Source organism: Actinomadura sp. DC4, from assembly GCF_030406325.1.
Classification (GTDB): Bacteria; Actinomycetota; Actinomycetes; order Streptosporangiales; family Streptosporangiaceae; genus Actinoallomurus.
Genome location: NZ_JAUEQY010000022.1, coordinates 56351 through 81533, shown reverse-complemented (window position 1 = coordinate 81533; position 25183 = coordinate 56351). Strand labels below are relative to the sequence as shown.

At 70.2% G+C, this 25183-nt stretch carries 22 protein-coding genes and 1 tRNA gene; 19 read left to right on the top strand and 4 right to left on the bottom strand.

Annotated elements, in window-relative coordinates; genetic code table 11:
* Nucleotides 1-56: 56 nt before the first annotated feature.
* From QWU11_RS31355 to QWU11_RS31340, 4 genes are all read left to right on the top strand, one after another.
* Nucleotides 57-1364 (top strand): hemolysin family protein, encoded by a 1308-nt coding sequence (locus QWU11_RS31355; protein WP_290118076.1) that lies wholly within the window; start codon nucleotides 57-59, stop codon nucleotides 1362-1364.
* A gap of 12 nt (nucleotides 1365-1376) precedes the next feature.
* Nucleotides 1377-2420 carry a tryptophan--tRNA ligase gene (trpS, locus tag QWU11_RS31350; RefSeq protein WP_290118075.1) on the top strand — a complete coding sequence of 348 codons (1044 nt, stop codon included), beginning with the start codon at nucleotides 1377-1379 and terminating at the stop codon, nucleotides 2418-2420.
* A gap of 22 nt (nucleotides 2421-2442) precedes the next feature.
* Complete coding sequence (locus QWU11_RS31345) at nucleotides 2443-2952, top strand: 2'-5' RNA ligase family protein (RefSeq protein ID WP_290118074.1); 510 nt, start codon at nucleotides 2443-2445, stop codon at nucleotides 2950-2952.
* 72 nt (nucleotides 2953-3024) lie between these two features.
* Nucleotides 3025-3978 carry a YihY/virulence factor BrkB family protein gene (locus tag QWU11_RS31340; RefSeq protein WP_290118073.1) on the top strand — a complete coding sequence of 318 codons (954 nt, stop codon included), beginning with the start codon at nucleotides 3025-3027 and terminating at the stop codon, nucleotides 3976-3978.
* Here QWU11_RS31340 and QWU11_RS31335 read toward each other — a convergent pair whose 3' ends face one another.
* The gene (locus QWU11_RS31335) at nucleotides 3979-5421 is read right to left on the bottom strand and encodes a D-alanyl-D-alanine carboxypeptidase (RefSeq protein WP_290118072.1); all 1443 of its coding nucleotides are present in this window, start codon (nucleotides 5419-5421) and stop codon (nucleotides 3979-3981) included. It lies immediately after the preceding gene.
* A gap of 115 nt (nucleotides 5422-5536) precedes the next feature.
* Here QWU11_RS31335 and QWU11_RS31330 point away from each other — a divergent pair, with 115 nt between their 5' ends.
* The 14 genes from QWU11_RS31330 (at nucleotide 5537) to QWU11_RS31265 (ending at nucleotide 22407) form a co-directional block, all read left to right on the top strand.
* Nucleotides 5537-5752, top strand: coding sequence for an SCO4848 family membrane protein (locus tag QWU11_RS31330; RefSeq protein WP_290118071.1), 216 nt, complete (start codon nucleotides 5537-5539; stop codon nucleotides 5750-5752).
* A gap of 62 nt (nucleotides 5753-5814) precedes the next feature.
* Nucleotides 5815-7428 (top strand): methylmalonyl-CoA mutase family protein, encoded by a 1614-nt coding sequence (locus tag QWU11_RS31325; protein ID WP_290118070.1) that lies wholly within the window; start codon nucleotides 5815-5817, stop codon nucleotides 7426-7428.
* A 26-nt stretch (nucleotides 7429-7454) separates the two neighbouring features.
* Nucleotides 7455-8228 carry a maleylpyruvate isomerase family mycothiol-dependent enzyme gene (locus QWU11_RS31320; protein WP_290118069.1) on the top strand — a complete coding sequence of 258 codons (774 nt, stop codon included), beginning with the start codon at nucleotides 7455-7457 and terminating at the stop codon, nucleotides 8226-8228.
* Nucleotides 8229-8483: 255 nt separating this feature from the next.
* The gene (locus QWU11_RS31315; RefSeq protein ID WP_290118068.1) at nucleotides 8484-9650 is read left to right on the top strand and encodes a glutamate--cysteine ligase; all 1167 of its coding nucleotides are present in this window, start codon (nucleotides 8484-8486) and stop codon (nucleotides 9648-9650) included.
* Nucleotides 9637-10899: a M20 family metallopeptidase gene (locus QWU11_RS31310; protein ID WP_290118067.1), complete on the top strand. Its 1263-nt coding sequence runs from the start codon at nucleotides 9637-9639 to the stop codon at nucleotides 10897-10899. Before QWU11_RS31315 ends, QWU11_RS31310 begins: the two co-directional genes overlap by 14 nt.
* Before the next feature lie 222 nt (nucleotides 10900-11121).
* Nucleotides 11122-12126, top strand: a complete 1005-nt coding sequence (locus tag QWU11_RS31305) for a BMP family ABC transporter substrate-binding protein (RefSeq protein WP_290118066.1) — start codon at nucleotides 11122-11124, stop codon at nucleotides 12124-12126.
* Between the two features lie 74 nt (nucleotides 12127-12200).
* Entirely contained in the window at nucleotides 12201-13721 is a 1521-nt protein-coding gene (locus QWU11_RS31300) for an ABC transporter ATP-binding protein (RefSeq protein WP_290118065.1), read from the top strand.
* Nucleotides 13718-14812 (top strand): ABC transporter permease, encoded by a 1095-nt coding sequence (locus QWU11_RS31295; RefSeq protein WP_290118064.1) that lies wholly within the window; start codon nucleotides 13718-13720, stop codon nucleotides 14810-14812. The genes QWU11_RS31300 and QWU11_RS31295 overlap by 4 nt, the downstream gene beginning before the upstream one ends.
* The gene (locus tag QWU11_RS31290) at nucleotides 14809-16068 is read left to right on the top strand and encodes an ABC transporter permease (RefSeq protein WP_290118063.1); all 1260 of its coding nucleotides are present in this window, start codon (nucleotides 14809-14811) and stop codon (nucleotides 16066-16068) included. Before QWU11_RS31295 ends, QWU11_RS31290 begins: the two co-directional genes overlap by 4 nt.
* Nucleotides 16068-16454 carry a cytidine deaminase gene (locus tag QWU11_RS31285; protein ID WP_290118062.1) on the top strand — a complete coding sequence of 129 codons (387 nt, stop codon included), beginning with the start codon at nucleotides 16068-16070 and terminating at the stop codon, nucleotides 16452-16454. Before QWU11_RS31290 ends, QWU11_RS31285 begins: the two co-directional genes overlap by 1 nt.
* A 2-nt stretch (nucleotides 16455-16456) precedes the next feature.
* The gene (locus QWU11_RS31280; protein WP_290118061.1) at nucleotides 16457-17734 is read left to right on the top strand and encodes a thymidine phosphorylase; all 1278 of its coding nucleotides are present in this window, start codon (nucleotides 16457-16459) and stop codon (nucleotides 17732-17734) included.
* 668 nt (nucleotides 17735-18402) lie between these two features.
* On the top strand, nucleotides 18403-20688 hold the full coding sequence (locus QWU11_RS31275) for a Xaa-Pro dipeptidyl-peptidase (RefSeq protein WP_290118060.1): 2286 nt from the start codon (nucleotides 18403-18405) through the stop codon (nucleotides 20686-20688).
* 10 nt (nucleotides 20689-20698) lie between these two features.
* Nucleotides 20699-21805 carry an adenosine deaminase gene (locus tag QWU11_RS31270; protein WP_290118059.1) on the top strand — a complete coding sequence of 369 codons (1107 nt, stop codon included), beginning with the start codon at nucleotides 20699-20701 and terminating at the stop codon, nucleotides 21803-21805.
* Nucleotides 21802-22407, top strand: a complete 606-nt coding sequence (locus QWU11_RS31265; protein WP_290118058.1) for a PH domain-containing protein — start codon at nucleotides 21802-21804, stop codon at nucleotides 22405-22407. The genes QWU11_RS31270 and QWU11_RS31265 overlap by 4 nt, the downstream gene beginning before the upstream one ends.
* A 2-nt stretch (nucleotides 22408-22409) precedes the next feature.
* Here the strand turns inward: QWU11_RS31265 and QWU11_RS31260 are convergent.
* Together QWU11_RS31260 and QWU11_RS31255 are read right to left on the bottom strand one after the other, a co-directional pair.
* A tRNA-Gly gene (locus QWU11_RS31260) sits at nucleotides 22410-22485 on the bottom strand.
* Nucleotides 22486-22510: 25 nt separating this feature from the next.
* On the bottom strand, nucleotides 22511-23152 hold the full coding sequence (locus tag QWU11_RS31255; RefSeq protein WP_290118057.1) for a response regulator transcription factor: 642 nt from the start codon (nucleotides 23150-23152) through the stop codon (nucleotides 22511-22513).
* Nucleotides 23153-23244: 92 nt separating this feature from the next.
* Between QWU11_RS31255 and QWU11_RS31250 the strand changes: the two genes are divergently transcribed.
* Entirely contained in the window at nucleotides 23245-23925 is a 681-nt protein-coding gene (locus tag QWU11_RS31250; RefSeq protein WP_290118056.1) for a hypothetical protein, read from the top strand.
* Between the two features lie 9 nt (nucleotides 23926-23934).
* Here QWU11_RS31250 and QWU11_RS31245 read toward each other — a convergent pair whose 3' ends face one another.
* Nucleotides 23935-25155, bottom strand: coding sequence for a histidine kinase (locus tag QWU11_RS31245; protein WP_290118055.1), 1221 nt, complete (start codon nucleotides 25153-25155; stop codon nucleotides 23935-23937).
* Nucleotides 25156-25183 lie beyond the last annotated feature (28 nt).

The window sequence follows — 25183 nt, the reverse complement described above, 5'->3', positions numbered from 1 at the left end:
TCTTTCCGAACAACCCACCAGGACATGGACGACCCACATAGACACCGGCGTTCCCCATGACGGAGACGCTCGCGAGCGCCGCCATCGTCTTGGCGCTCATTCTGATCGAGGCGCTTTTCGTCGCGTCCGAAATCGCCCTTGTCTCACTGCGTGACAGCCAGGTCCGCCGGCTCGCCGAGCGGGGCCGGCGCGGCGCGGCAGTGGCCAAGCTCGTAAGCGATCCCAATCGCTTTCTCGCCGTGGTGCAGATCGGCGTCACCCTGACGGCCCTGCTCTCCTCGGCGTACGGCGCGGTCTCGCTGTCCGGCACGGCCAAGGACGCCTTGATCGAACACGCCGGGATGTCCGACGGGCTGGCCGGTTTCGTCGGCGTCGTCGGCGTCACGCTGATCATCTCCTACGTCACGCTCGTGATCGGCGAGCTGGCGCCCAAGCGGCTCGCCCTCCAGAACGCCGAGGGCGCGGCACTGCTGGTTGGATCGTTCCTGGACCGGATGGCGAGGGTCTCACGGCCGGTCATCTGGCTGCTGTCCAGGTCGACCAACGTGGTGGTGCGGATGCTGGGCGGCGACCCCAACACCTCCCGCGAGGCGATCACCGCCGAGGAGGTGCGCGCTCTCGTGGCCGGCAACACCGAGATCGCCCCGGACGAGCGGGACCTGATCGAGGAGGTCTTCGCGGCCGGCGAACGCCAGTTGCGCGAGGTGCTCGTGCCGCGTACCGAGGTGGAGTTCCTGGACGAGGCGACGCCGCTCTACAAGGCCGCCCAGATCGCCGCGGGCAGCCCGCACTCCCGCTATCCGGTCTACCGCGAGTCCCACGACGAGGTCGTCGGCTTCGTCCACGTACGCGACCTGCTCGACCCGCAGCAGTCCGGGCGCTCGACGCCCGTCGGCGAGGTCGTACGCCCGGTGCTCTACCTGCCCGCCAGCAAGCGCGTGCTGGCCGTCCTGTCGGAGATGCGCCGCGAGGGGCACCATCTGGCGATCGTCGTCGACGAGTACGGCGGCACGGCCGGGATCGTGACGCTGGAGGACCTGGTCGAGGAGCTGATCGGCGACATCCGCGACGAGTACGACGTCGAGGGCGCCCAGGCGCGGCGGCTGCACGGTGGCGCGCTGGAGGTCGACGGATTGCTCAACATCGACGACTTCGCCGACGAGACCGGCGTCGAGCTGCCGGAAGGACCCTACGAAACCGTCGCGGGCTATCTCATGGCCGTTCTCGGTCATCTTCCTCAGGTAGGGGAGATGACCATGGTCGGCGGGCATCGTCTCTCTGTCACCGAGGTGGACGGCAGGCGGGTGGCGCGCGTACGCGTCACGCCTCCGCCGGTCCCCGAAGCGGAGCCCGACGAGTCCTGAGAGAATTCACGTATGCCCACCGAGCCCAACCCGTCGTCCGTCACTCCGGGCAACGCCCGCCCGCGCGTGCTGTCCGGGATCCAGCCGACCGCTGACTCGTTCCACCTCGGCAACTACCTGGGCGCGCTGCGCCAGTGGGTCGCCATGCAGGACACCCACGACGCGTTCTACTGCGTCGTCGACCTGCACGCGATCACGATGCCGCACGACCCGGCGCTCCTGCGCCGCCGCACCCGGGTGGCCGCCGCGCAGTTGTTCGCGCTCGGGATCGACCCGGAGCGGAGCACACTCTTCGTGCAGAGCCACGTCCCCGAGCACACCGAGCTGTCCTGGGTGATGGGCTGCATCACGGGGTTCGGCGAGGCGAGCCGGATGACGCAGTTCAAGGACAAGTCGGCCAAAGAGGGCACCTCTGCGGCCTCGATCGGGCTGTTCACGTACCCGATCCTCCAGGCCGCCGACATCCTGCTCTACCAGGCCGACCAGGTCCCGGTCGGCGAGGACCAGCGCCAGCACCTGGAGCTGACCCGCACGCTCGCGCAGCGCTTCAACCACCGGTTCGGCGAGACGTTCGTTACGCCGGAGGCCTACATCCCGAAGGCCACCGCGAAGATCACCGACCTGCAGGAGCCGACGGCCAAGATGAGCAAGTCCTCGTCGTCGCCGCAGGGCATCCTCGACCTGCTGGAGGAGCCGGGCCCGCTGCGCAAGAAGGTCATGCGGGCGGTCACCGACACCGGCACCGAGATCGTCGCCGACGAGGCGAACAAGCCCGGCGTCACCAACCTCCTGCGCATCTACTCCGCGCTCACCGAGACCTCGATCCCCGACCTCGAGCGCCGCTACGAGGGCCAGGGCTACGGCACGCTGAAGAAGGACCTCGCCCAGTCCGTGCTCGACACGTTCACGCCGATCCGCGAGCGCACCGAAAAGCTCCTCGCCGACGAGGCGCAGCTCGACCGGCTGCTGGGTCTCGGCGCGGAGCGTGCGCGCGCGGTCGCCCGGCGCACCATGGAGGACGTACGCGAGCGGGTGGGGTTCCTGGGCCGTGCCTGACCCGGGGGAGCGAACCATCGGGGTGGCCGTCCCCATCCCCGACCCGTACGGCCGGGCGCTGCAGCGGTCGCGCGCCTCCTTCGGAGATCCGCTCGCCCCCTCCATTCCGACGCACGTCACGCTGGTCCCGCCGGTCCGGGTGGCCGCCGGGGCCCTGGCGGAGATCGAGGGACACCTGCTCGCGGTGGCGGCCGACGAGCGGCCGTTCCCCATCCTGCTGCGCGGGACGGGGACGTTCCGGCCGATCTCGCCGGTGGTGTTCGTGTCGCTGGCCATCGGGATGAGCGAGTGTGAGAATCTCGAACGCCGCATCCGCCGGGGCCCGCTGGACCGGACACCGAGCTTCCCGTACCACCCGCACGTGACGGTCGCGCACCATCTCTCCGATGATCTGCTCGACCGGGCCTTCAAGGAGCTGTCCGAGTACGAGGCGGAGTTCCCCGTGCGGGGGTTCTCGCTGTACGAGCACGGGGTGGACGGGGTGTGGCGGCCCCAGCGCGACTTCGCGTTCGGGGCCGGACTTTCGGCCTGAAACCCCTATTAGGGTTTCGGCTTTTTGAATCTTCTGGCTTTACGGGGGTAGTCGGGCGGAATGCCGGCGGTCGTGGACAGCGTGCGTCACTGGATCTCCTCGATCGAGGATGGCGTCAAGCGCGTCCTGCGCCGGGCCCGTGCCCGCTGGCGCACGGTCGACCATCTCGGCCGGGCCTACATCCGCTTCCGCGACCAGCGCGGCGACCGGATGGCGGCGGCGCTCAGCTTCTACGGCTTCCTGTCCTTCTTCCCGCTGGTCGCGCTGGCCTACGCCGTCACCGGGTACGCCGTGGCGATCAGCCCGCACGCCCGTGACTCCGTCGCCCAGGCGATCGACCAGATCCTGCCCGAGCTGTCCCGCCGGCTGCCGGTCGACCAGATCGCCCAGGCCAAGGCGGGCGCGAGCGTCTTCGCCCTGCTCGGGCTCGCGTGGAGCGGCCTCGGCTGGATCGGGGTCTGGCGCGAGTCGCTGCGCACGATCTGGCAGGGCGCCGACGGCGAGGGGAACGCGGTCGTCAACCGGCTGCGCGACCTGGGCGTGCTGTGCCTGCTCGGCCTCGCGCTGCTGGCCTCGGTGGTCCTTTCCTCGGCGGCATCGTCGGCCACGCACGCCGTCCTCGGCTGGGTTGGCCTCGGGGACGTGCCCGGCGCGGGCACCCTCCTGCGGCTCATCGCGCTGTCCGTCGCGATCGTCGCGGACGGCCTGATCTTCTTCATCCTGTTCACCACGCTGGCCGGCACCAAGGCGACCTGGCGGCAGCTGCTGCGCGGCTGCCTGTTCGGGGCGGTCGGGTTCGAGGTGCTGAAGCTCGTCGGCGCCCTCTTCATCGCGCACACCGTCCACAACCCGGTGTACGCCTCGTTCGCGGTGATCGCCGGGCTGGTGGTGTGGATCTACCTCTCGTCCCGGTTCATCCTGTTCACCGCCGCGTGGACCGCGACCCGCCGGGTCATCCTCCAGGCGGACGCGACGGACGCCGAGGCCGAGGCCGAGGAGAAGGACGCCGACGCGGCGGAGTCCTGATCAGGAGTGCGCCGCCTCGTCACCCCGTGACTCGTTCTCCCCGTCCGCGTCCTCCCGGCCGGAGGGCTCGAACGGCCCGCGCCCGTTCCCCGCGTCGTCGGCCTGAGCGTTTCCGTTCACCGGCTTGGGCAGGGGCACCGTCCAGGTGCGGCCCTCGCCCGGTGCGGCCGGAGGCTCCTGGGCAGGGTTCGGGGCCGTCTCCCACGACGGCGGGCGGTCCCCTCCGCGCGGTGTGAGCGGCGCACCCGCGACCTTGACGTCACCGGGCGGTGTGCGCCGCCCCGGCGGATCGCCGTCGGGGCGGGTCCGCTCGGCGGCGGGCGCCTCGATGGCGATCGGCTCGGACGGCGTCCCGGCCGCGGCGGGGCGCCGCCGTCGCCGCAGGCCGAGGATCAGCCCGGCGAGGATCGCGACGGCCGCCCCGGCGGGCAGGCCGATCTTCCACCAGTCGAGCCCGCCGGCGGACGACGTGCCCGCGTCGGAGGCCGGCTTGGCGACCACGGCCTTCGGCGTGGGCTTGGGCGGCGGCGGTGTCGGGTCCACGAGCGTGCCGACCGGGTCGGCCTTGGCGCGCTCGGCGAAGCCCCAGTTCAGCAGCTCGCGGGCGTCGGGCCAGAAGTCGGACTGGGCGTGCATGAGCGCGATGATGATCGTGTGCCCGTTGCGCGTCGCCGCGCCGACGAAGCTCCCGAGGGCGTGGCTGGTCCAGCCGTTCTTGCCGCCGATCATGCCGGGGTAGTGCTGGCCGATCAGCAGGTGGTCGTGCGTGCCGATCTCATAGCCGCCGGTCTTCTTGCCCTTCTTGCGCTCCTCCTTGGTCGGCAGCGCCGGCCAGTGGTAGAGCTTCGCCCCGACGTACTTGCGGAAGTCGGGCAGGGTGAGCCCCTGCTTCATGATCAGTGCCAGGTCGTACGCGGAGCTGTGCTGCTGCTTCAGGGTGAGCGGCGGGTCGTCGTCCAGGCCGTTCGGCGTACGGGCCTCGGTGTCGTACGCCTGGATCCGTTTGGCCTCGGCGTTCATCGCGGCGAGCGTCTGGTGCATGCTCCCGCCCGCCTCGGCCAGCGCGATGGCGGCGTCGTTGCCCGACTGCATCAGCAGGCCGTGGAACAGGTCGTTGATCGTGTAGGACATCTTGGTGTCCAGGCCGACCGCCGAGCCCGAGGCGTTGACCGCGTTCAGCGACGGCTTGATCTTCTTGTGCGGGTCGAGCCGCGGGATCAGCGTGATCGCGGTGAGCGTCTTGAGCGTGCTCGCGGGCTTGTAGTGCCCGTGCGGGTCCTTGGCCGCCAGCACGTGCCCCGTCTCCAGGTCGGCGATGACATACGACGACGCCGCGATGTGCGGCGGCTCCGGCACGCCGGAGCCCCGGTCCCAGATGTAGCCGTGGCCGGCCAGCCTGGTGCCGCCGACCGTGGTGTCGGCATGGGCGGGAGAGACGAACAAACACCCCGTGACGCCACAGACGGCGACTATGGTGACGACTTTTCGCATGGCGGCCCAACGCTAGACGACCGGTACTTGAATGACCACTCGGGTCTACCCTCGATAATGGTGCCTGATGAACACCTCTCGCCTCGCATCCGGATTTGTACTCGGACTTGCCGCATTCATGATCTTTGAATGGCTCATGCTCGCGAAGAATCTGGGTAGCGGCCCACAGCGGCCGACGGCGTTCTACGTCGTGCACGGAATCCTCGTGTGTGTGAACATCGTGCTGGCGATCGTGCTCGGTGCCATCGGCTGGCGAGCCTGGAGCTCCTCGCGGCGCGACTGATGTGATTCGCGCCGCGGACCGGGCAGACCGCAGGAGGAGCCGAGCGGGAAGGTGATGGCGTCATGGACTCTGAGTCGGGACTGCCGATCGAGGCGGTCTACGGGCCGGACGCGCTGGCCGGGGCCGACCCCGCCGCCGCGCTCGGCACACCAGGAGAGTTCCCCTTCACCCGGGGTGTCTACCCCACGATGTACACCAGCCGCCCGTGGACGATGCGGCAGTACGCCGGGTTCGGCACCGCCACCGAGTCCAACCGCCGCTACCACCAGCTGATCGAGGCCGGTACGGCCGGCCTCTCGGTCGCCTTCGACCTGCCGACGCAGATGGGTTATGACTCCGACGCGACGATGGCGTCCGGCGAGGTGGGCAAGGTCGGCGTCGCGATCGACTCCATCGAGGACATGCGGCTGCTCTTCGACGGGATCCCGCTGGACCAGGTATCGACGTCGATGACGATCAACGCGCCCGCGGCGGTGCTCCTCCTGCTCTACCAACTGGTCGCCGAGGAGCAGGGCGTGCCGGCGAGCAAGCTCACCGGCACGATCCAGAACGACATCCTCAAGGAGTACATCGCGCGGGGCACCTACATCTTCCCGCCGAAGCCCAGCCTGCGGCTGGTGGCCGACTCCTTCCGCTACTGCAAGGACGAGATCCCGCGCTGGAACACCATCTCGATCTCGGGCTACCACATGGCCGAGGCCGGGGCGACGCCCGTACAGGAGATCGCGTTCACGCTGGCCAACGCCCGTGAGTACGTCCGGGCGGCGGTCGAGTCCGGCCTGGACGTCGACTCCTTCGCCCCCCGGCTGTCCTTCTTCTTCGTGGCCCGTACGACGCTGCTGGAGGAGGTCGCCAAGTTCCGGGCGGCGCGGCGGATCTGGGCGCACATGATGCGGGACGAGTTCGGCGCGAAGAACCCAAAGTCGCAGATGCTGCGCTTCCACACCCAGACGGCCGGCGTGCAGCTCACCGCCCAGCAGCCCGAGGTCAACATGGTGCGCGTCGCCGTCCAGGCGCTCGGCGCCGTCCTGGGTGGCACCCAGTCGCTGCACACCAACTCCTACGACGAGGCCATCGCGCTGCCCACGGAGAAGGCCGCCCGGCTCGCCCTGCGCACCCAGCAGGTGATCGCGAACGAGTCCGACCTGACCAGGACCGTCGACCCGTTCGCCGGCTCGTACGCCGTCGAGTCGATGACCGATGACATCGAGGAGGCGGCTCGCGCCCTGATGGAGCGGGTCGAGGAGTACGGCGGCGCGGTGAGCGCCATCGAGAAGGGCTTCCAGAAGACCGAGATCGAGCGGTCCGCCTACCGCACCGCCCTGGAGATCGACAACGGGGAGCGGGTCGTCGTCGGTGTGAACAAGTTCCGTACCGACGAGGACGAGCCGTACGAGCCGCTGCGAGTGGACCCGGCGATCGGCGAGGCGCAGGCCGCCAAGCTCGGGCGGCTGCGCGACGAGCGCGACGGCGGCGAGGTACGCCGCCGGCTCGACGAGCTGCGCGGGCTCGCCGAGAAGGAGGGCGCGCAGGCCGAGAGCGGCGACATGTCCGCCGGCCACGCCAACCTCCTCTATCCGCTGCGCGAGGCGCTGCGCGAGCGGGCGACCGTCGGCGAGGTCTGCGACGCGCTCCGCGATGTCTGGGGCGTCTACGTGCCGCCCGACGCGTACTGATCCGGTTCCGGTCGCAGGAGGCAGGAATGAGCGAGACGGCCTGGCAGGCGAACATCGACGCGTTCGAGCAGACCTTACGGTCGATGTTCGCGCTCGGCGGCGAACTCGACGAGGCGGACTGGGGGTGTCCAACTGAGTGCCCGGGCTGGTCCGTCAAGGATCAGTACTCACATATCCTGGGAGTCGAACGGTGGCTGCTCGGTGAGACCGACGACGGTCGGATCCGTACCGTGGCCAACACCCAACTCGACGTCGAAGCGCTGCGCGGCCGGGCGCCCGAGGAGATCCTCGGAGAGCTGCGCGGTGTCATCGACCGGCGCGTCGCGGTGCTGCGCTCCGGCGCGATCGACCTCGCCGAGGTCATCGACACGCCGTTACAACGCCGTATGACCTACGGCGACTTCATGCGTTTTCGTGCGTTCGACATCTGGATGCACGAGCAGGACGTACGACGGGCCGCGGGCCGCCCCGGAAACCTCGCAGGGCCGGCCGCGGATTGCTCCCGGCAGATCATCGGGGGCGCCCTGCCCTTCGTGGTCGGCAAGCGCGCGGCGGCCGTACCCGGTCAGACCGTGGTCGTCGAGACGCCGGACCACCGCTGGTGCGTCGAGGTCGGCGACGACCGCCGGGCACGTCTCGGCGACGGCGTGACCGAGCCGACCGTACGGCTCCGGATGGAGTGGGAGACGTTCGCGCGGCTCGGCGGCGGACGGGTCCACGCCTCCGCGGCCGAGGTCGAGGTCGCCGGAGACGCCGACCTCGCGGGACGCGTCCTGGCGGGCATGGCCGTCACGCCCTGACCTCCGGGCATGATCAGTTTGGTCATTAGTAGGGATTGTGCGTAGCCGAAACGGGTGGCGACGATGAGCGCACGGGTGCTCAGGTTGAGTCAACCGCACATCGCGGGGCAAACACGTCGCGAGGTCACGTGCCATCGTCGGCATGGTGATCATCGAAGAGACGCGGCCCGAGCGGTCGCCAAAGATCGGACGTGCTGGCCGGATTGTGCCACGTGCGCGGCATTAACCTGCAAGGATTGAGATCGGAGGTTGGCCGTGGCCATCGAGTTCAACGCATCACGAGGAGCGACCCTCGGAGTCGAGTGGGAGCTCCAGCTCGTCGACGCCGAAACCATGCGTCTTCGGCAGGACGCGCGTGAGGTGCTGGCCGCGCTGCCTGGGGTCGGTGAGGCCCAGGGGAAACCGAAAATCCGCCACGAGCTCATGGAATCCACGGTCGAGATCGTCACCGGCATCTGCCACACGGTCTCCGAGGCCCGTGCCGACCTCGCCGGGACCATCGGCGACCTGCGCTCGGTGACCGACCCGCGCGGCACGGCGCTCGCCTGCACCGGCACCCATCCGATCAGTGACTGGCGCGACGCCGTCATGGCGCCGGTCCAGCGCTACGCCGAGCTCGTCGAGCAGATGCAGTGGCTCGCGCGCCGCATCCAGACCTTCGGCGTCCACGTCCACGTCGGCGTACGCGCGGCCGACAAGGCCGTGCCGATCGTGAACGCCCTGGCCGCCTACCTCCCGCACTTCCTCGCGCTGACCGCCTCCAGCCCCTACTGGAGCGGCCACGACACCGGGCTCGCGTCGAGCCGGGCGATCGTCTTCGGCTCGCTCCCCACCGCCGGGCCGCCGCACCTGCTCGCCGACTGGGGCGAGTTCGAGGAATACATGGACACGCTGCTGCGGGCCGGCACGATCCGCAGCATCAAAGAGGTGTGGTGGGACATCCGCCCGCATCCGGACTTCGGCACCATCGAGATCCGGATGTTCGACGGCATCCCCACGCTTCGTGAGGTCGGCATGGTGGCTGCGCTCTGCCAGTCACTCGTCGAGCTCTTCGACCACCAGCTCGACCGGGGCTATACCCTGCCCAGCCCGGCCGCCTGGGTCGTACGCGACAACAAGTGGCGCGCGACCCGCTACGGCCTGGACGCCATCGTCATCACCGACGACCAGGGCACGACGGCGCCGCTCCGCGACGAGCTGTACGAACTGGTGCACGAGCTGGAGCCCATCGCGGACCGGCTCGGCTGCGCCGAAGACCTGAAGGTCGTCTCGGAAGTGCTCGACCACGGTGCCCCGTACGAACGCCAGCGCGCCATCCTCGCCGCCGGCGGTTCGATCGAGGACGTCGTGCGAGCCGGCATCACGGAGTTCCGGGAGGACAGATTCGTGAATCCACGGGAGGTGACACATGCGGGGATCTGAACTCCGCGGCAATGAGCCGAAAGGGGGCGGGTTGCAGGCGCAGCTCGACTCCTTTCTCGCCAGCCAGGAAGACCGGCTCATCGCCTTCCGGCGCGACGTTCACATGCACCCCGAGCTCGGCTACGCCGAGCACCGGACCACCGCGCGCATCGCGGAGGAGCTGACCGCGGCCGGGCTACGGCCGACGCAGCTCCCCAAGGGCACCGGCCTGATCTGCGAGGTCGGCTGCGGCGACGGGCCGGTCGTGGCCCTGCGCGCCGACATCGACGCGCTGCCGCTGCCGGACGAGAAGGACGTTCCCTACCGCTCCACGGTGCCGGGCGTCACGCACGCCTGCGGGCACGACGTGCATACGACGATCATGCTCGGCGTGGCACGGTTCTTCGCCCAGCAGGCCGACGCCGAGCAGCTGCCCGGCCGGGTTCGCCTGATCTTCCAGCCCGCCGAGGAGAACCCCGGCGGCGCGCTGGACGTCATGGCGGCCGGCGGCATCGCGGGCATCGACCGGATCTTCGCGCTGCACTGTGACCCCCGGGTGGAGGTCGGCCAGCTCGGCCTGCGCGCCGGGCCCATCACCGCCGCCTGCGACAAGGTCAACGTCCGGGTCACCGGGCCCGGCGGCCACACCGCCCGCCCGCACCTCACCGCCGACCTGGTCTACGCCCTGGCCAAGATCGTCACCGAGCTGCCGGCCGCGCTGTCGCGCCGGGTCGACCCCCGGTCCAGCCTCAGTCTGGTCTGGGGCCAGATCTCGGCCGGGTCGGTGGCCAACGCCATCCCCGACGACGGCGTCGCGATGGGCACGGTCCGCTGCCTGGACGACGAGGCGTGGCACTCGGCGCCGGACCTGATGAAGGCCCTGCTCGACTCGGTCGCCAGCGCGTACGACGTCAAGGCCGAGCTCGATTACGTCCGCGGCGTTCCCCCCACGGTCAACGAGAAGACCAGCGTCGAGATGTTCCGCGCCGCCGTGACGAGCGTGCTGGGCGAGGACGGCGTGACCGGCACGCCGCAGAGCCTCGGTGGCGAGGATTTCGGCTGGTACCTCGAGTCGATTCCGGGCGCTCTGGCCCGGCTCGGTGTCGCCGCGCCCGGCATGGCCGGGGCATACGACCTCCACCGGGGCACTTTCGACGTCGACGAGCGGTGCATCGCCATCGGCGTCCGGGTGATGGTCGCCACCGCGCTCACCGCGCTGTGGGGGAGCCGTAGCGCGGGTGCCACGGAGCCGGTCGGCGAGCCCGCCTGACTCCGCCGCACGTTACGATCATGTGTCCTGACCTGTGACGACGCGCTTTCGCGTTGATAACGGACACGTTGCGACACGGTAGCTTTGTTCCGTCCACACTCCGCCGCGGACTAGGGTCCAGGAGATTCGTGCCGGTGGCACATTTCGGGCGGAGTTGGGACAGACGGAGGAACTACCTTGCGCCGTGGATTGAAGATAACCGCCATTGCGGCGAGTGCGGTCATGGCGCTGAGCGCCGCCGGTTGTGGTGGGAAGAAGGCGACCACCGGTGGCGACGGCGGCGGTGGCAACGCCAAGAAGACCCTGAAGGTCGGGCTCGCCTATGACATCGGCGGCCGCGGTGACAAGTCGTTCAACGACGCCGCGTACGCCGGTTTGCAGAAGATCCAGAGTGAGCTGAACCTTCAGGTCAAGGACCTTGAGGCCAAAGAGGGCGAGAGCGACAACGACAAGATCCAGCGGCTCGACCTGCTGGCCAAGTCGGGCTACAACCCCGTGGTCGCGGTCGGTTTCGTGTACGCCACGGCGCTGGGCAAGGTCGCGCCGAAGTACCCGAACACCAAGTTCGCGATCGTGGACGACAACACGATCCAGCAGGCGAACGTCACCGACCTGCTCTTCGCCGAGCAGGAGGGCTCCTACCTCGTCGGTGCCGCGGCCGCGAAGAAGTCCACGACCGGCAACATCGGCTTCATCGGCGGCGTGCAGACCCCGCTGATCAAGAAGTTCGAGGTCGGCTACATCGCGGGCGCCAAGAAGATCAACCCGAAGATCAAGGTCCAGGTCAAGTACATCTCCCAGCCGCCGGACTTCAGCGGCTTCAAGGACCCGGCCAAGGGCAAGACGATCGCCCAGGGCATGTACGACCAGGGCGCCGACGTGGTCTACGCCGCGGCGGGCCTGTCGGGCACCGGTTCCCTTCAGTCGGCCACGTCCGAGAAGAAGTGGTTCATCGGCGTCGACTCCGACCAGTACCAGACGGCCTCGGCCGCCGAGAAGCCCTACGTCCTGACCTCGATGCTCAAGCGCGTGGACACCGCGGTGTTCAACTTCGTCAAGAGCGTCGGCGACGGCACCGTGCAGAAGGGCGACGTGCGGTTCAGCCTCAAGAACGACGGTGTCGACTACTCGACGTCGAACCCGACGGCGCTGGGCGACCTGCCGACGACGCTGAACGACCTCAAGCAGCAGATCATCTCCGGAAGTATCACGCCGCCCGAGAAGTGACGGCGACAGTACTCAGGCCCGGGAGGGTGGCCGACTCGGCTTCCCTCCCGGGCTCACTGGTGTAGGAGTGACGCATGTCCCCCACTGAGCCGGCGGTCGAGCTGCACGGCATCACCAAGCGCTTTCCCGGCGTAGTGGCCAACCACGACATCGACATCGAGGTCGCGGAGGGCACGGTGCACGCCATCGTCGGGGAGAACGGCGCGGGCAAGTCCACCCTGATGAAGATCCTCTACGGCATGCAGCGGCCGGACGAGGGGACGATCAAGATAGCCGGTGCCGAGGTCAGCCTCCACACCCCGTCGGACGCCATCGCGCGCGGCATCGGCATGGTGCACCAGCACTTCATGCTCGCCGACAACCTCAGCGTGCTGGAGAACGTCGTGCTCGGCGCCGAGAAGCTGTATGGCATCGGCGGAAAGGCACGCCGCCGGATCGAGGAGATCTCCCGCCAGTACGGCCTGGGCGTCGAACCCGGCCGGCTCGTCGAACAGCTCGGCGTCGGCGCCCGGCAGCGTGTCGAGATCCTCAAGGTGCTCTACCGCGGCGCGAAGATCCTCATCCTGGACGAGCCCACCGCGGTGCTCGTGCCGCAGGAGGTCGAGGAGCTCTTCGGCAACCTGCGCGAGCTCAAGCGCGAGGGCCTGACCGTCATCTTCATCTCGCACAAGCTGGACGAGGTCCTGTCGGTGGCCGACACGATCACCGTGATCCGGCGCGGCACCACGGTCGGCACCGTCGAGCCCGGCGAGGTCACCGCCCGCCAGCTCGCCGAGCTCATGGTGGGCAGCGAACTGCCCGTACCCGAGCTGCGCGAGTCGACCGTGACCGACGTCCCGGTGCTCAGCCTGAGCGAGGTGACCGTACGCGACGCCGCGGGCCGCGCGCTCGTGGACGACGTCTCACTCACGATCCACGAGGGCGAGATCCTCGGCATCGCCGGCGTCGAGGGCAACGGCCAGGCCGAGCTCGTCGAGGCGATCATGGGCATGCTGCCCGTCGAGACCGGCGTCATCCGGCTCGGTGAGACGGACCTGACCAAGCTGGCCACCCGGCGGCGGCGCGAGGCGGGCATCGGCTTCATCCCCGAGGACCGCCACCGGCACGGCCTGCTGCTGGATTCCCCGCTGTGGGAGAACCGCATCCTCGGGCACCAGACCCAGCCGCCGAATGTCAGACGCGGGCTGATCGACCGCCAGGGCGCCCGGCGCGACACCGAGCGGATCGTCCGCGACTACGACGTGCGCACGCCTGGTATCGACGTCGCCGCGGCGTCCCTGTCCGGCGGCAACCAGCAGAAACTGATCGTCGGCCGGGAGATGTCGGGCGCCCCGAAGCTGCTCATCGCCGCCCACCCGACGCGCGGCGTCGACGTGGGCGCGCAGTCGGCGATCTGGGACCACCTACGGCACGCCCGCGCCGAGGGCCTCGCGGTGCTGCTCATCTCGGCCGACCTCGACGAGCTCATCGGCATGTCGGACACGCTGCGGGTGATCCTGCGCGGCCGCCTGGTCGGCGAGGCCGACCCCGCCACCATCACACCGGACCAGCTCGGCTCCCTCATGACCGGCGCCGGAGAGGGGAGCGCCGCGTGATCTACCGAGTGCTCGCGAAGTCGTACACGCGGACCATCGTCGCCGCGTTGATCGCGCTCATCTTCTCGCTCATCCTCACCTCGATCGTGCTGTCGGTCAGCGGGTTCAACCCGCCGTCGACGTTCCAGGCGATGTTCGAGTTCGGCAAGGATCCCGACAGCATCGTCAACACGGTGAACCGGGCGGCTACCTACTACCTGTCCGCGCTGGCGGTGGCGATCGGGTTCCGGATGAACCTGTTCAACATCGGCGTCGACGGGCAGTACCGCCTCGCGGCGATGCTCGCGGCGGCGGCCGGCGGCGCGTGGGCACTGCCGACCGTGCTGCACCAGGTCTTCATCGTCGTCGTCGCGGTCGTCGTCGGCGGGCTGTGGGCCGCGATCGCGGCCGTGCTCAAGGTGACCCGCGGCGTCAGCGAGGTCATCTCGACGATCATGCTGAACTTCATCGCCTCCGGCGTCATCGCCTTCCTGCTCAACCCGCAGCGGCTCGCGACGAAGGTGGCCGGCAGCAACAACATCGGCACCAAGCCGATCGCCCCGTCGGGCCGGATGCCCGGCATCACGTACCCGGGCAGCGAGCTGAAGATCTACAGCTTCGTCATCGTCGCGGTCCTGGCCGGCATCGGCTTCTGGTACATGATCAACCGCACGCGGTTCGGCTTCGACCTGCGGGCGACCGGCCTGTCCCAGAGCGCCGCGGTGGCGAGCGGCGTGGACGCCAAGCGCATGGTGATCGTCGCGATGGTCATGTCCGGCGCGGTGGCCGGCATGGTCGGCATGCCGCAGCTGCTCGGCGGGTCCTACTCCTACTCCCTGGACTTCCCGACCGGCATCGGCTTCACCGGGATCGGCATCGCGCTGCTCGGCCGCAACAGCCCGGTCGGCATCGCGTTCGCCTCCCTGCTCTGGGCGTTCCTGGACCAGTCATCGCAGATCCTCGACTTCAACGACATCCCCAAGGAGATCGTGGCGATCACCCAGGCGGCCGTGCTGCTGTCCGTGGTCATCGTGTACGAGGTCGTCAACCGGATCGGCCAGCGCATCGACCAGCGGCACGTCGCCGCGCAGCTCGGAGAGGTCCCGGCATGATCGAACAGGAGGTCCGGACACCTGCGCCGGACACCGGAGGCACGCGTTCGAACGGCGCGACCCGCGGACTGCTCATCGGACTCGGGGTCTTCGTCGCGCTCATCCTGCTGCGGCTGATCACCGGCGAGTCCGACATCACCTCCAGCGGCACCATGAGCGCCACGCTCGCCCTGGCGGTGCCGATCGGGATGGCCGCGCTCGGCGGTCTGTGGTCCGAGCGCTCCGGCGTCGTCAACATCGGCCTCGAAGGCATGATGACCTTCGGCACCTGGGGCGCGGCCTTCGGCGCGTACTTCAGCGGCAACCCGTGGCTCGGCCTGCTCGGCGGCGTCATCGCCGGCGCGCTCGGCGGGCTGCTGCACGCCGTCGCCACGGTGACGTTCGGCGTCGACCACATCGTGTCCGGCGTCGCGATCACGATCCTCGCGCCGGGCGTCACGAGGTACCTGTCGGACCTGCTGTTCACCGACGAGCAGGGCGGCGGCGCGACCCAGTCGCCACCGCTGCCGAGCTTCCCAACCTGGAGCGTGCCGGGCGTCGGCAAACCGCTCGGCTCACTCGAGAAACACCACTGGATCCTGATCTCGGACCTGGCCGGCCTCGTACGCGGCGTGCTGACCGGGCTCTCTCCGGTCACGCTGATCGCGATCCTGCTCGTACCGGCCTCGTTCTACCTGCTGTGGCGCACGGCCTTCGGGTTGCGGCTGCGCTCCTGCGGGGAGAATCCCACCGCCGCCGAGTCGCTCGGCGTGAAGGTCTACCGGATGAAGTACGCCGCCGTCGTGATCTCCGGCGCCTTCGCCGGGCTCGGCGGGGTGTTCCTGGCCATGGTCGCGTCGTCGAACTACCAGGAGGGGCAGGTCAACGGACGTGGCTACATCGGCCTCGCCGCGATGATCTTCGGCAACTGGCGGCCGGGCATGGTCGCCGGCGGCGCCGGCCTGTTCGGCTACGCCGACGCGCTGCAGCTGCGCGGCGGCGCGGGCGCGGTGCACGCGATGCTGCTGCTGATCGGCATCGGCCTGCTGGCCCTGGCGGCCTGGCGCGGCTACAAGGGCCGGGTGGTGGCCGCCGCGGTCTCGGCCGTGGTCGCGATCGGCGTGCTCGTGTGGTTCTTCACGACGGACGAGCTGCCCCGGGAGATCGTCACGTACAGCCCGCACATCACGACACTGCTGGTGCTCGCGTTCGCGGCGCAGCGGCTGCGGATGCCCGCGGCGGACGGCCTGCGCTATCGCCGCGGCGGTGGCCACTGATGGTCGACTGGGAGCCGCTGAGGGAGGCCGCCCGCGCGGCGATGACCCGCGCGTACGCGCCGTACTCCGGCTTTCCGGTGGGCGCGGCCGGTCTGACCGACGACGGGCGGATCGTGACCGGATGCAACGTGGAGAACGCGTCGTACGGCCTCGGGCTCTGCGCGGAGTGCGGCCTGGTGTCGGCGCTGCACGGCTCGGGCGGCGGGCGGCTGGTCGCGGTCTCGGTCGTCCAGCGTGACGGCGAGCCGGTGATGCCGTGCGGTCGGTGCCGCCAGCTGCTGTGGGAGCACGGCGGCGCGGAGATGCTGCTGGAGACGGCACGCGGCGTACGGCCGATGAGCGAGGTACTGCCGGACGCGTTCGGCCCCGACGACCTGGAAAGGTGAAGATGAGTTTCGACGCGGTCGACGTCATCCGGACCAAGCGCGACGGCGGTGTGCTGAGCGCCGAACAGATCGACTGGGCGGTCGACGCGTACACGCGCGGTGCGATCGCCGAGGAGCAGATGGCCTCGCTCGCGATGGCGATCCTGCTGCGGGGGATGACCCGGCCGGAAGTGGCGCGCTGGACGGACGCGATGATCCGCTCAGGCGAGCGGATGGACTGGTCCGAGCTCTCCTCGCCGACCACGGACAAACACTCGACGGGCGGTGTGGGCGACAAGATCACCCTGCCGCTGGCGCCGCTGGTCGCGGCCTGCGGCGCGGCCGTACCCCAGCTCTCGGGACGCGGCCTGGGCCACACGGGCGGCACGCTCGACAAGCTGGAGTCGATCCCGGGCTGGCGGGCGTCGCTGTCGAACGAGGAGATGCTGGAGGTGTTGCGCACGGCCGGCGCGGTCGTGTGCGCGGCCGGCACGGGCCTGGCCCCCGCCGACCGCAAGCTGTACGCCCTGCGCGACGTCACCGGCACGGTCGAGTCGATCCCGCTGATCGCCAGCTCGATCATGTCCAAGAAGATCGCCGAAGGCACGGGCGCGCTGGTCCTGGACGTGAAGGTGGGCTCGGGAGCGTTCATGAAGAACGCCTCCGACGCGCGCGAGCTGGCCCGGACGATGGTCGACCTGGGCACGGACCACGGCGTACGAACGGTCGCCCTGCTGACCGCGATGGACACACCTCTCGGCCGCGCGGTCGGCAACGCCGTGGAGGTCGCGGAGTCGGTGGAGGTACTCTCGGGCGGCGGCCCGGCGGACGTGGTCGAGCTGGCGGTGGCGCTGGCCCGCGAGATGCTGATCGGAGCGGGCCTGACCGACGCGAAGGACCCGGCGGAGGCACTGCGCGACGGCTCGGCGATGGACGCCTGGCGCCGGATGATCACCGCTCAGGGAGGCGACCCTGACGCGGCGCTGCCGATCCCTCGGGAGTCGCACGAGGTGAAGGCGCCGGAGACGGGCTTTTTGAGCCGTCTGGACGCGTACGGGGTGGGCGTGGCGGCCTGGCGCTTGGGCGCGGGGCGGGCGCGCAAGGAGGACACGGTCTCTTACGCGGCGGGCGTGACGCTGCACGCCAAACCGGGCGACGAGGTACGCGAGGGCCAGCCCCTGCTGACCCTGCACGCGGATGAGACGGACCGCTTCGAGAGGGCGCTGGAGGCCCTGGAGGGCGCGTACGAGATCGGCGGAAAGCCCGACCCGCAACCGCTGATCATCGACCGCATCGCCTGAGGCGGCCCGCCCTCACGGGGCGCAGCGTCGTGGCAGAAGCCGCAAGTGACCTGTGCCGCAAGCTCGGTGCCCGCTCGCCGGGGACCGGCGATGCCGAGTTCGCGGCACCGGCTGCCGATCCATCGCGAAACCGGGGGCGCGGCCGCGAGGCGTCTCGCGCGTTGTTCCCGGTCCGCGGCAGGGGGTCCTCAAGCGGCGCCGCGAGTGCGCCGTTCGCCGGCGGGCCAAGCCGGTGGTGCTGTCGTGGGTCCGGCTTCCCGTGGCGCCGTTCGCCCGCCTCTGGCGGACGACCGCGGTGCCGCCGCGAGATCGGAGCGCCGACGACCACACGTAGACGACGGCCGCCTGGCGGGAACGCGCCGTCCCACGACGGTGACCGTCCAAGGGAGTCGCTCCGCCACCCCAGCGGAGAAGCCGCAGAACCAACGGCAGCCCTCAGCTTTCCCCGCATCCTGACCGAATCGGTCGAGGTCCTTGACTTCTCACGTTGCCCCCTCGAATGTGACAAACGATCACCCAGCAAGCCCTGGGTGGGGCGGGGAAGGGGACCCCGCCCGCCCTGGGGGGCTCATCCCAATTCCCATCCTTCCGTTGAGGCGGCTGGAGGGGCAAGAGGGGTCCACAGGCTGTGGACAACTTGCCGAGGCGGTGATCGGTGAGGAACGACGATGCGACTGTTCTACCTGGTCACGGCCTTGGGCTTGCTCGTCTCGCCGGCTGCCGTGCCCGGCGGCGTCGAACATGGCGGTGCCACTTCCGGCGGCACCGTGTCCGGCGGTACGGCGCCCGCAGGCGTGACACCCGCGAGCGGCGAAGCGGCCGACGCCGCGATCGGCAACGCCACGCCTGCCGGCGCCGCCTCGGGAAGCGCCACCTCGGATCGTGGTGCGTCGGACCGCGCCGAATGGGACCGCGCTGGGCTGGACCGCGCCAAGTCGGATCGTGCAGGCCTGGACCGTGTCGGCGTGGACCGTGTCGGCGTGGACCGCGGTGGGCTGGACCGTGCCGGGTCGGATCGTGCTGGGGCGGGCCACGCCGAGTCGGCCGGGTCGGGCCACGTTGGGTCGGCCGGGTCGGCCCATGCCGCGTCCGCCGACATCACCGCCCCCGTCGGCGCTGCACCCTCCGGCACCATGACCCCGCCGGACCCCACCGCGCCCCCCACCGCACCGGCCGCGAACCCGCCTCCCCGAAACACCCCCCACATCGTCATCGCAGGCGGGATGACCCGCCCGGTCTTCTCCTATCAGGACGCGATCCGCGAAACCGTCTACGTCGACACCCCCGTCGACAGTGATCACGACGGTGAGCACGACCGCGTAGCCGTCTACGTAACCCGTCCCAAAGAGACCGGCCACGGGCTGAAAGTCGCCTCGATCATAGAAGCGAGCCCGTACTACGGCGGCACCGTCAACACCCCCTACCACCCCGCCGACGTCACCGACCGCCCCCGCCTCGCCCCCTGGCAGCCCCCGACCGCCCCATGGACGCCGCCCGACCACACCTTCGTCTACTACGACAACTACTTCGTCTCCCGCGGCTACGCCGTACTGGCCGCCAGCACCCTCGGCACCGGTGAGTCCACCGGCTGTCCCGGCGCCGTCAGTCCCGAAGAGACCACGGCGATGAAGACCGTCGTCGAATGGCTCACGGGGAAGGCCACCGCCCACACCGCGGACGGCAGGAAGGCCGAAGCCGGCTGGTCCACGAAGAACGTCGCCATGGCCGGCAAGTCCTACGACGGCACCCTGCCGCTCGCGACCGCCGCCACCGGCGTCGAAGGACTGAAGACGATCGTGTCGATCTCCGGCGTCGGCAGCTGGTACGACTACTACCGCGCGAACGGCGGCGTCGTCGCGCCCGCCGGGTACGAGGGCGAAGACGCCGACCTGCACGCCGAAGTCGTCCTTACCCGCAAGAACCCGGCCGTCTGTGCGCCAGAGATGCGACGCCTCGAAAAGGACATGGACCGCACCAGCGGCGACTACAACCAGTTCTGGGCCGCAAGGAACTTCATCGCCAAAGCACGAAACCTCCGCGCCAGCGTCCTCGTCACCGGCGGTCTCAACGACTGGAACGTCAAACCCGACCAGTTCCTCGATCTCTGGCAGGCCCTCGGCCGCGCCGGCGTACCCCGCAAGCTCTGGATCCACCAGGCACGCCATGACGACCCCATCGACGTACGGCAACAGGTCTGGCTCGACACGCTCGACCGCTGGTTCGCCCACTGGCTGTACGGCGTCGAGAACGGCATCATGTCCGAACCCAAGGTCGACCTCGAACGCGCGCCCGGCCAGTGGACGACCGCCCCCGACTGGCCGGACCCCAAGGCCCGTACGGTCACGCTGAGCCTCAACGGCAGGAGGGGATTCGTCGACGCTCCCTCCCGTACGGCCGAACAACTCACCGAACGCCCCGACCGGCCCGATCCCAACCGCCTGATCTACCTCACCCCGAAGCTCACGGCGCCCGCACGCCTCAGCGGCACCCCGAAAGTACGGCTGAAAGCGGCCGTCGACGGAAGCTCCCCGTACCTCACCGCCCTGCTCGTCGACTACGGAGAAGACACACGCTTCGCCGGCTTCTCCGCGACCGGGCAGCGATGGTGCTTCGGCGACAGCGTCCCCGGCGACTCCGGCTGCCGCACGGTGAGGCGGTACGTCACGCGGCGGACCCCGTACGAGATCGTCACGCGCGGCTGGCTGGACGTACGCAACCGGCGGTCGGCGTCGCTGACCGAGGAGATCGAGAAGGGCCGTACGTACGCGTTCGGCTGGCCCCTGGTTCCCTATGACCACGTGTTCAAGCCGGGCCACCGCATCGGGCTGGTGATCATGGCCACCGACCACGAATACACGCTGCGTTACCCGGCCGGTACGAAGGTGACGGTGACCGGCGGCGAGCTCGACCTGCCGCTGGATGGATGGGCTCCTACGCGAGGCTACGGCGGGTAATGTGCGAGACGTGACCAATCGGCCTGTTCTCGATGACATCCGGCGAGCCCCCAAGGTGCTCCTGCACGATCACCTTGACGGCGGCCTCCGCCCCGCGACCATCGCCGATCTCGCCCGCGAGAGCGGCTACGATCAGCTGCCCGCGACCGATCCGGACAACCTGCGCACGTGGTTCGCGGAGGCCTCCGACTCGGGTTCGCTCGAACGCTATCTGGAGACGTTCGACCACACCGTCGGCGTGCTGCAGACCGAGGAGGCGCTGACCCGCGTCGCCTATGAGTGCGCCGAGGACCTCGCACGCGACGGCGTCGTGTACGCCGAGGTCCGGTACGCCCCCGAGCAGCACACCCGGGGTCCGCAGGGCGACGGCACGCGCGGGCTGTCGCTGGAGCAGGTCGTGGAGGCCGTGCTCAAGGGGTTCGCCGACGGGGGCCGCGACCACGGCATCCGGGTCGGCACGCTGCTGACCGCGATGCGCCACCAGGCCCGCAGCATGGAGATCGCCGAGCTGGCCGTACGCTACCGCGACGCCGGCGTGGTCGGCTTCGACATCGCCGGCGCGGAGGCGGGCTATCCGCCCACCCGCCACCTCGACGCCTTCGAATACCTCCAGCGCGAGAACGCCCACTTCACCATCCACGCGGGCGAGGCGTTCGGCCTCCCGTCGATCTGGCAGGCGATCCAGTGGTGCGGCGCCGACCGGCTCGGCCACGGCGTGCGCATCATCGACGACATCACCGACCGCGAGGGCGAGGTGCCCCAGCTCGGCCGGCTCGCCGCGTACGTACGGGACAAGCGCATCCCGCTGGAGATGTGCCCGAGTTCCAACGTGCAGACCGGCGCGGCCAAGTCGATCGCCGCGCACCCGATCGGGCTGCTCCGCCGCCTCTACTTCCGCGTCACGGTCAACACCGACAACCGGCTGATGAGCGGCACGACGCTGTCGGAGGAGTTCGCCAAGCTGGTCGAGGCGTTCGACTACGGCTGGGATGACCTGCAGTGGTTCACGGTGAACGCCATGAAGTCGGCCTTCATCGGCTTCGACGAGCGGATGGAGCTCATCAACGGGGTGATCAAGCCGGGGTTCGCCCAGCTCAAGTGGCGGTCGCACGCATGACCGCCGCGGTGGTGCCCAAGTCCGCCCGTGTCTTCCGCTCCGGCGGAATCCGGTTCGCCGGCTGGGCCTGGATGATCTTCGCGGTGCTGAACCTCGCCGACCTGGCCTGGCGGGGCCGCGACGCCGCGTCGGCGGTCGCCGCGGCCGTCATGCTGCTCGGCTGCGGCGTCGCGTACGCCGTCGCCCTGCGCCCCCGCATCGTCGCCGACGACGAGGCCGTGCACTTCCACAACCTGCTCCGCGACATACGCCTGCCGTGGGGGTCGGTGGACCGCTTCGAGGGCGGCGACGCGGTGTACGCCTGCGTCGGCGAGCAGAGGTACCGCGCCTTCATCCTGCAGACCTCGCCGCGCGCCCGCGCCAAGTCCGAGATGAGGGCCCAGCGCGAGGACAAGAAGCTGCCGGACGCCGTCGCCGACTACATGCGCGGCCGTACGGCGACGGACTTCACCGTCGAGCAGTTGCGCGAGATCATCGAGCAGAACCGCAAGGAGGGCGCGGAACCCGGCGAGGTGACCACGACGTGGTCCCGGGCCGCACTGCTGGCCTTCGCCGCGCCGGGCCTGCTGACCTTGGCGACCATCGTCGTCGCGATGGTGTGAGATGGAGCGGACGACGGGATTCGAACCCGCGACCCTCACCTTGGCAAGGTGATGCTCTACCAGCTGAGCCACGTCCGCGTGACCCGCCCAGGATACCGGATTCTCAGACGAGCCCGGCGTCATGCGCGAACAGAGCCACCTGGACGCGGTTGTTCAGGCCGAGCTTGGTCAGCAGCCGTGAGACGTGCGCCTTGACGGTCGCGACGCTCATGTAGAGCTCGGCGCCGATCTCCGCGTTGGACTTGCCCTGCCCGATGGCGACGACGACCTCCCGCTCGCGGTCGCTGAGCCCCCCGAGCAGCTCACGGGCCGGACTCCGGTGCACCTCGGTGACCTGCGCGATCAGCCGCCGTGTGACGCTCGGGGACAGGATCGGCTCCCCGGCCACGACCTTGCGGATGGCGTTGATGATGTCGGCGGGCGGCGTGTCCTTGAGGAGGAACCCGCCGGCGCCGGCCCGCAGGGCGCGTACGACGTGCTCGTCCGCGTCGAACGTCGTCAGGATGATGATCTCCGGGGCGCCGTCGCGGCCACGGAGCTGCTCGGTGGCGGCCAGCCCGTCCACGCGGGGCATCCGGATGTCCATGAGCACCACGTCGGGGCTGTGCTCGGCCACCAGCGCCGCGACCTTGTCCCCGTCGTCGGCCTCGGCCACGATCCGCAGATCATCGGCGCCGGCCAGCATCATCGACAATCCCGTACGCACCAGCGCGTCATCGTCAACGATCAGCACGCGGATGGTCACGCCGCACAGACTAGCCGGGCGCGTCGCGTTTCCCCATGCCGAAATCGGCAGGCTTGCCGCCCCGGCCCGGTCCGTGTCACCGTGGTGCGCAGATGAGCCACCGGGTCCGTATGTCCTCTGAGGTACGCGCCTGGCTGACGGCCCTCCTGGCCACGGACGACCGGATGGGGCGACTGGTCGGCGCGGCCGTGACCGTGCTCTTCGACGCCGGGGCGCACTCATCCCTGATCGCCGAGGTCGAGTCCTCGCTGCGCGAGGAGCATCCCGCGGTCGCGCTCGACCACTCCTACCAGCGCCAGCTCGAACTCCTGCAGGAGGTTCTCCGCGGGCGCGGGCCCGCCCTGCCGGCGCAGCGGCTCCGCGGCCAGGTGGAGGCCTTCCGCGTTCGCAAGGAGGTCGCCAAGGCCACCCTGGCGCACGCCGATGGCCGGTCCGCGAAGGAGCCCGTCGACGAGCTCCTCCGCGACGCCGACGGCCTGGAGCGGCGGCTCGGCGGGCCACCGGAGACGCTCCGCGAGCTACGGCTCGGCTCCGAAGATCTCCGTCTCCTGTACGCGGCGGGATCCCCGGACACCGCGACGCTGCTGGTCGCGGGGATCGGCGGCGACTGGGAGGAGTGGTACGAGGAGGCGCTGCACCTCGCCAGAGCCGACCTCCGGCGCGCGGACGACGACTTCGCCGCCTACGACAAGGCCGCCTTCCTCACGGCGTACTTTCCCGGCCGGGAGGCGGAGATCCAGGCCGCCGCCGCCCGGCTGGTGAGCGGCGACTGACGGGGTGCCTCAGGCGGGCCAGGGCAGCCAGGCGCGGACGCGGAAATCGTCTTCCAGGCGGCCGTGCTCGAGCCGGCCGCCGGCCAGCATCGCGCGCTCGGTCAGGCCGATGAGGCCCGCGCCCGCGCCGGGGATCTCCGGGGCCGCCTTGACCAGCGGGTTGCGGACCTCGACCGTCAGGCCGCTGCCCGCGGAGCCGTCCACCATCACCCGTACCACCGCGCCCGGCGCGTGCTTGCGGGCGTTGGTCAGGCTCTCCTGGACCGTACGGTAGGCGCTGCGGCCGATGTTGGACGGCACCACCGAGACGTCGCGGATCTTGTTCTCCCAGTTGACCGCCATGCCCGCGCGGCGCGACTCGTCGATCAGGGCCGGCAGGTCGGTGAGGCTGGGCTGCGGGCGTTCGGGCGCGTCGTCGCCCGCGTCGTCGCGCAGGACGCCGATCACCTCGCGCAGGTCCTGCAGCGCCTGGTGGGCACTGGCCCGGATCACCCCGGCCGCCTGCGCGATCTCGGCCGGAGGGGCGTCCGGGCGGAACTCCAGCGCGCCCGCGTGCACGCTCAGCAGGGAGATGCGATGTGCCAGGACGTCATGCATCTCCCGTGCGATGCGGGCGCGCTCCTGGTGGCGGGCCTGCCCGACGCGCAGCTGCTGCTCCGCCTCGGCCCGCAGCGCCCGGTCGCGCAGCGAGAGGATCAGCTGCCGCCGCGCACGGACGAACATGCCCCACGCGACTACGGCGCCGACCATGATGACGGTCCACGCCATCGAGGCCCAGTAGGACTGGCTCGGGTCCGGATAGAACGCCGAGTAGACCGCGCTGCTTCCGATGTGGGTCAGGGCGATGAGCGCCACCGTGCGGAACGGGCGGTGGACGGCGACGGTGAAGACCATCACGGCCGCCGCGCCGACGGAGGTCACCGAGAAGACGCCGGTCACGGCGAGGACGAGCGCGAGCGGCACCGGCCAGCGGCGGCGGCTCCACAGCAGCAGGCATGCCGACGCCCCGAGGATCACGTCCGGAGGACGCGGCGGATGGGGCATCGGGTGGGAGGAGTGGCCAGTGACATACAGCATGAAGATGCCGAAACCGGCCGCCAGGACGAAGCACAGGACGTCGATGGCCCAGTCGCGTGCCGTACGGCGGACCCGTCCCTCGGGGGCGTCCGCGGCCAGCAGCGCGGGCAGCAACGATGGATGGTCGGGGCGGGGAGCCGCGATGCCGCTCATGCCTGACCACGGTAGGCGGGGACGCGGC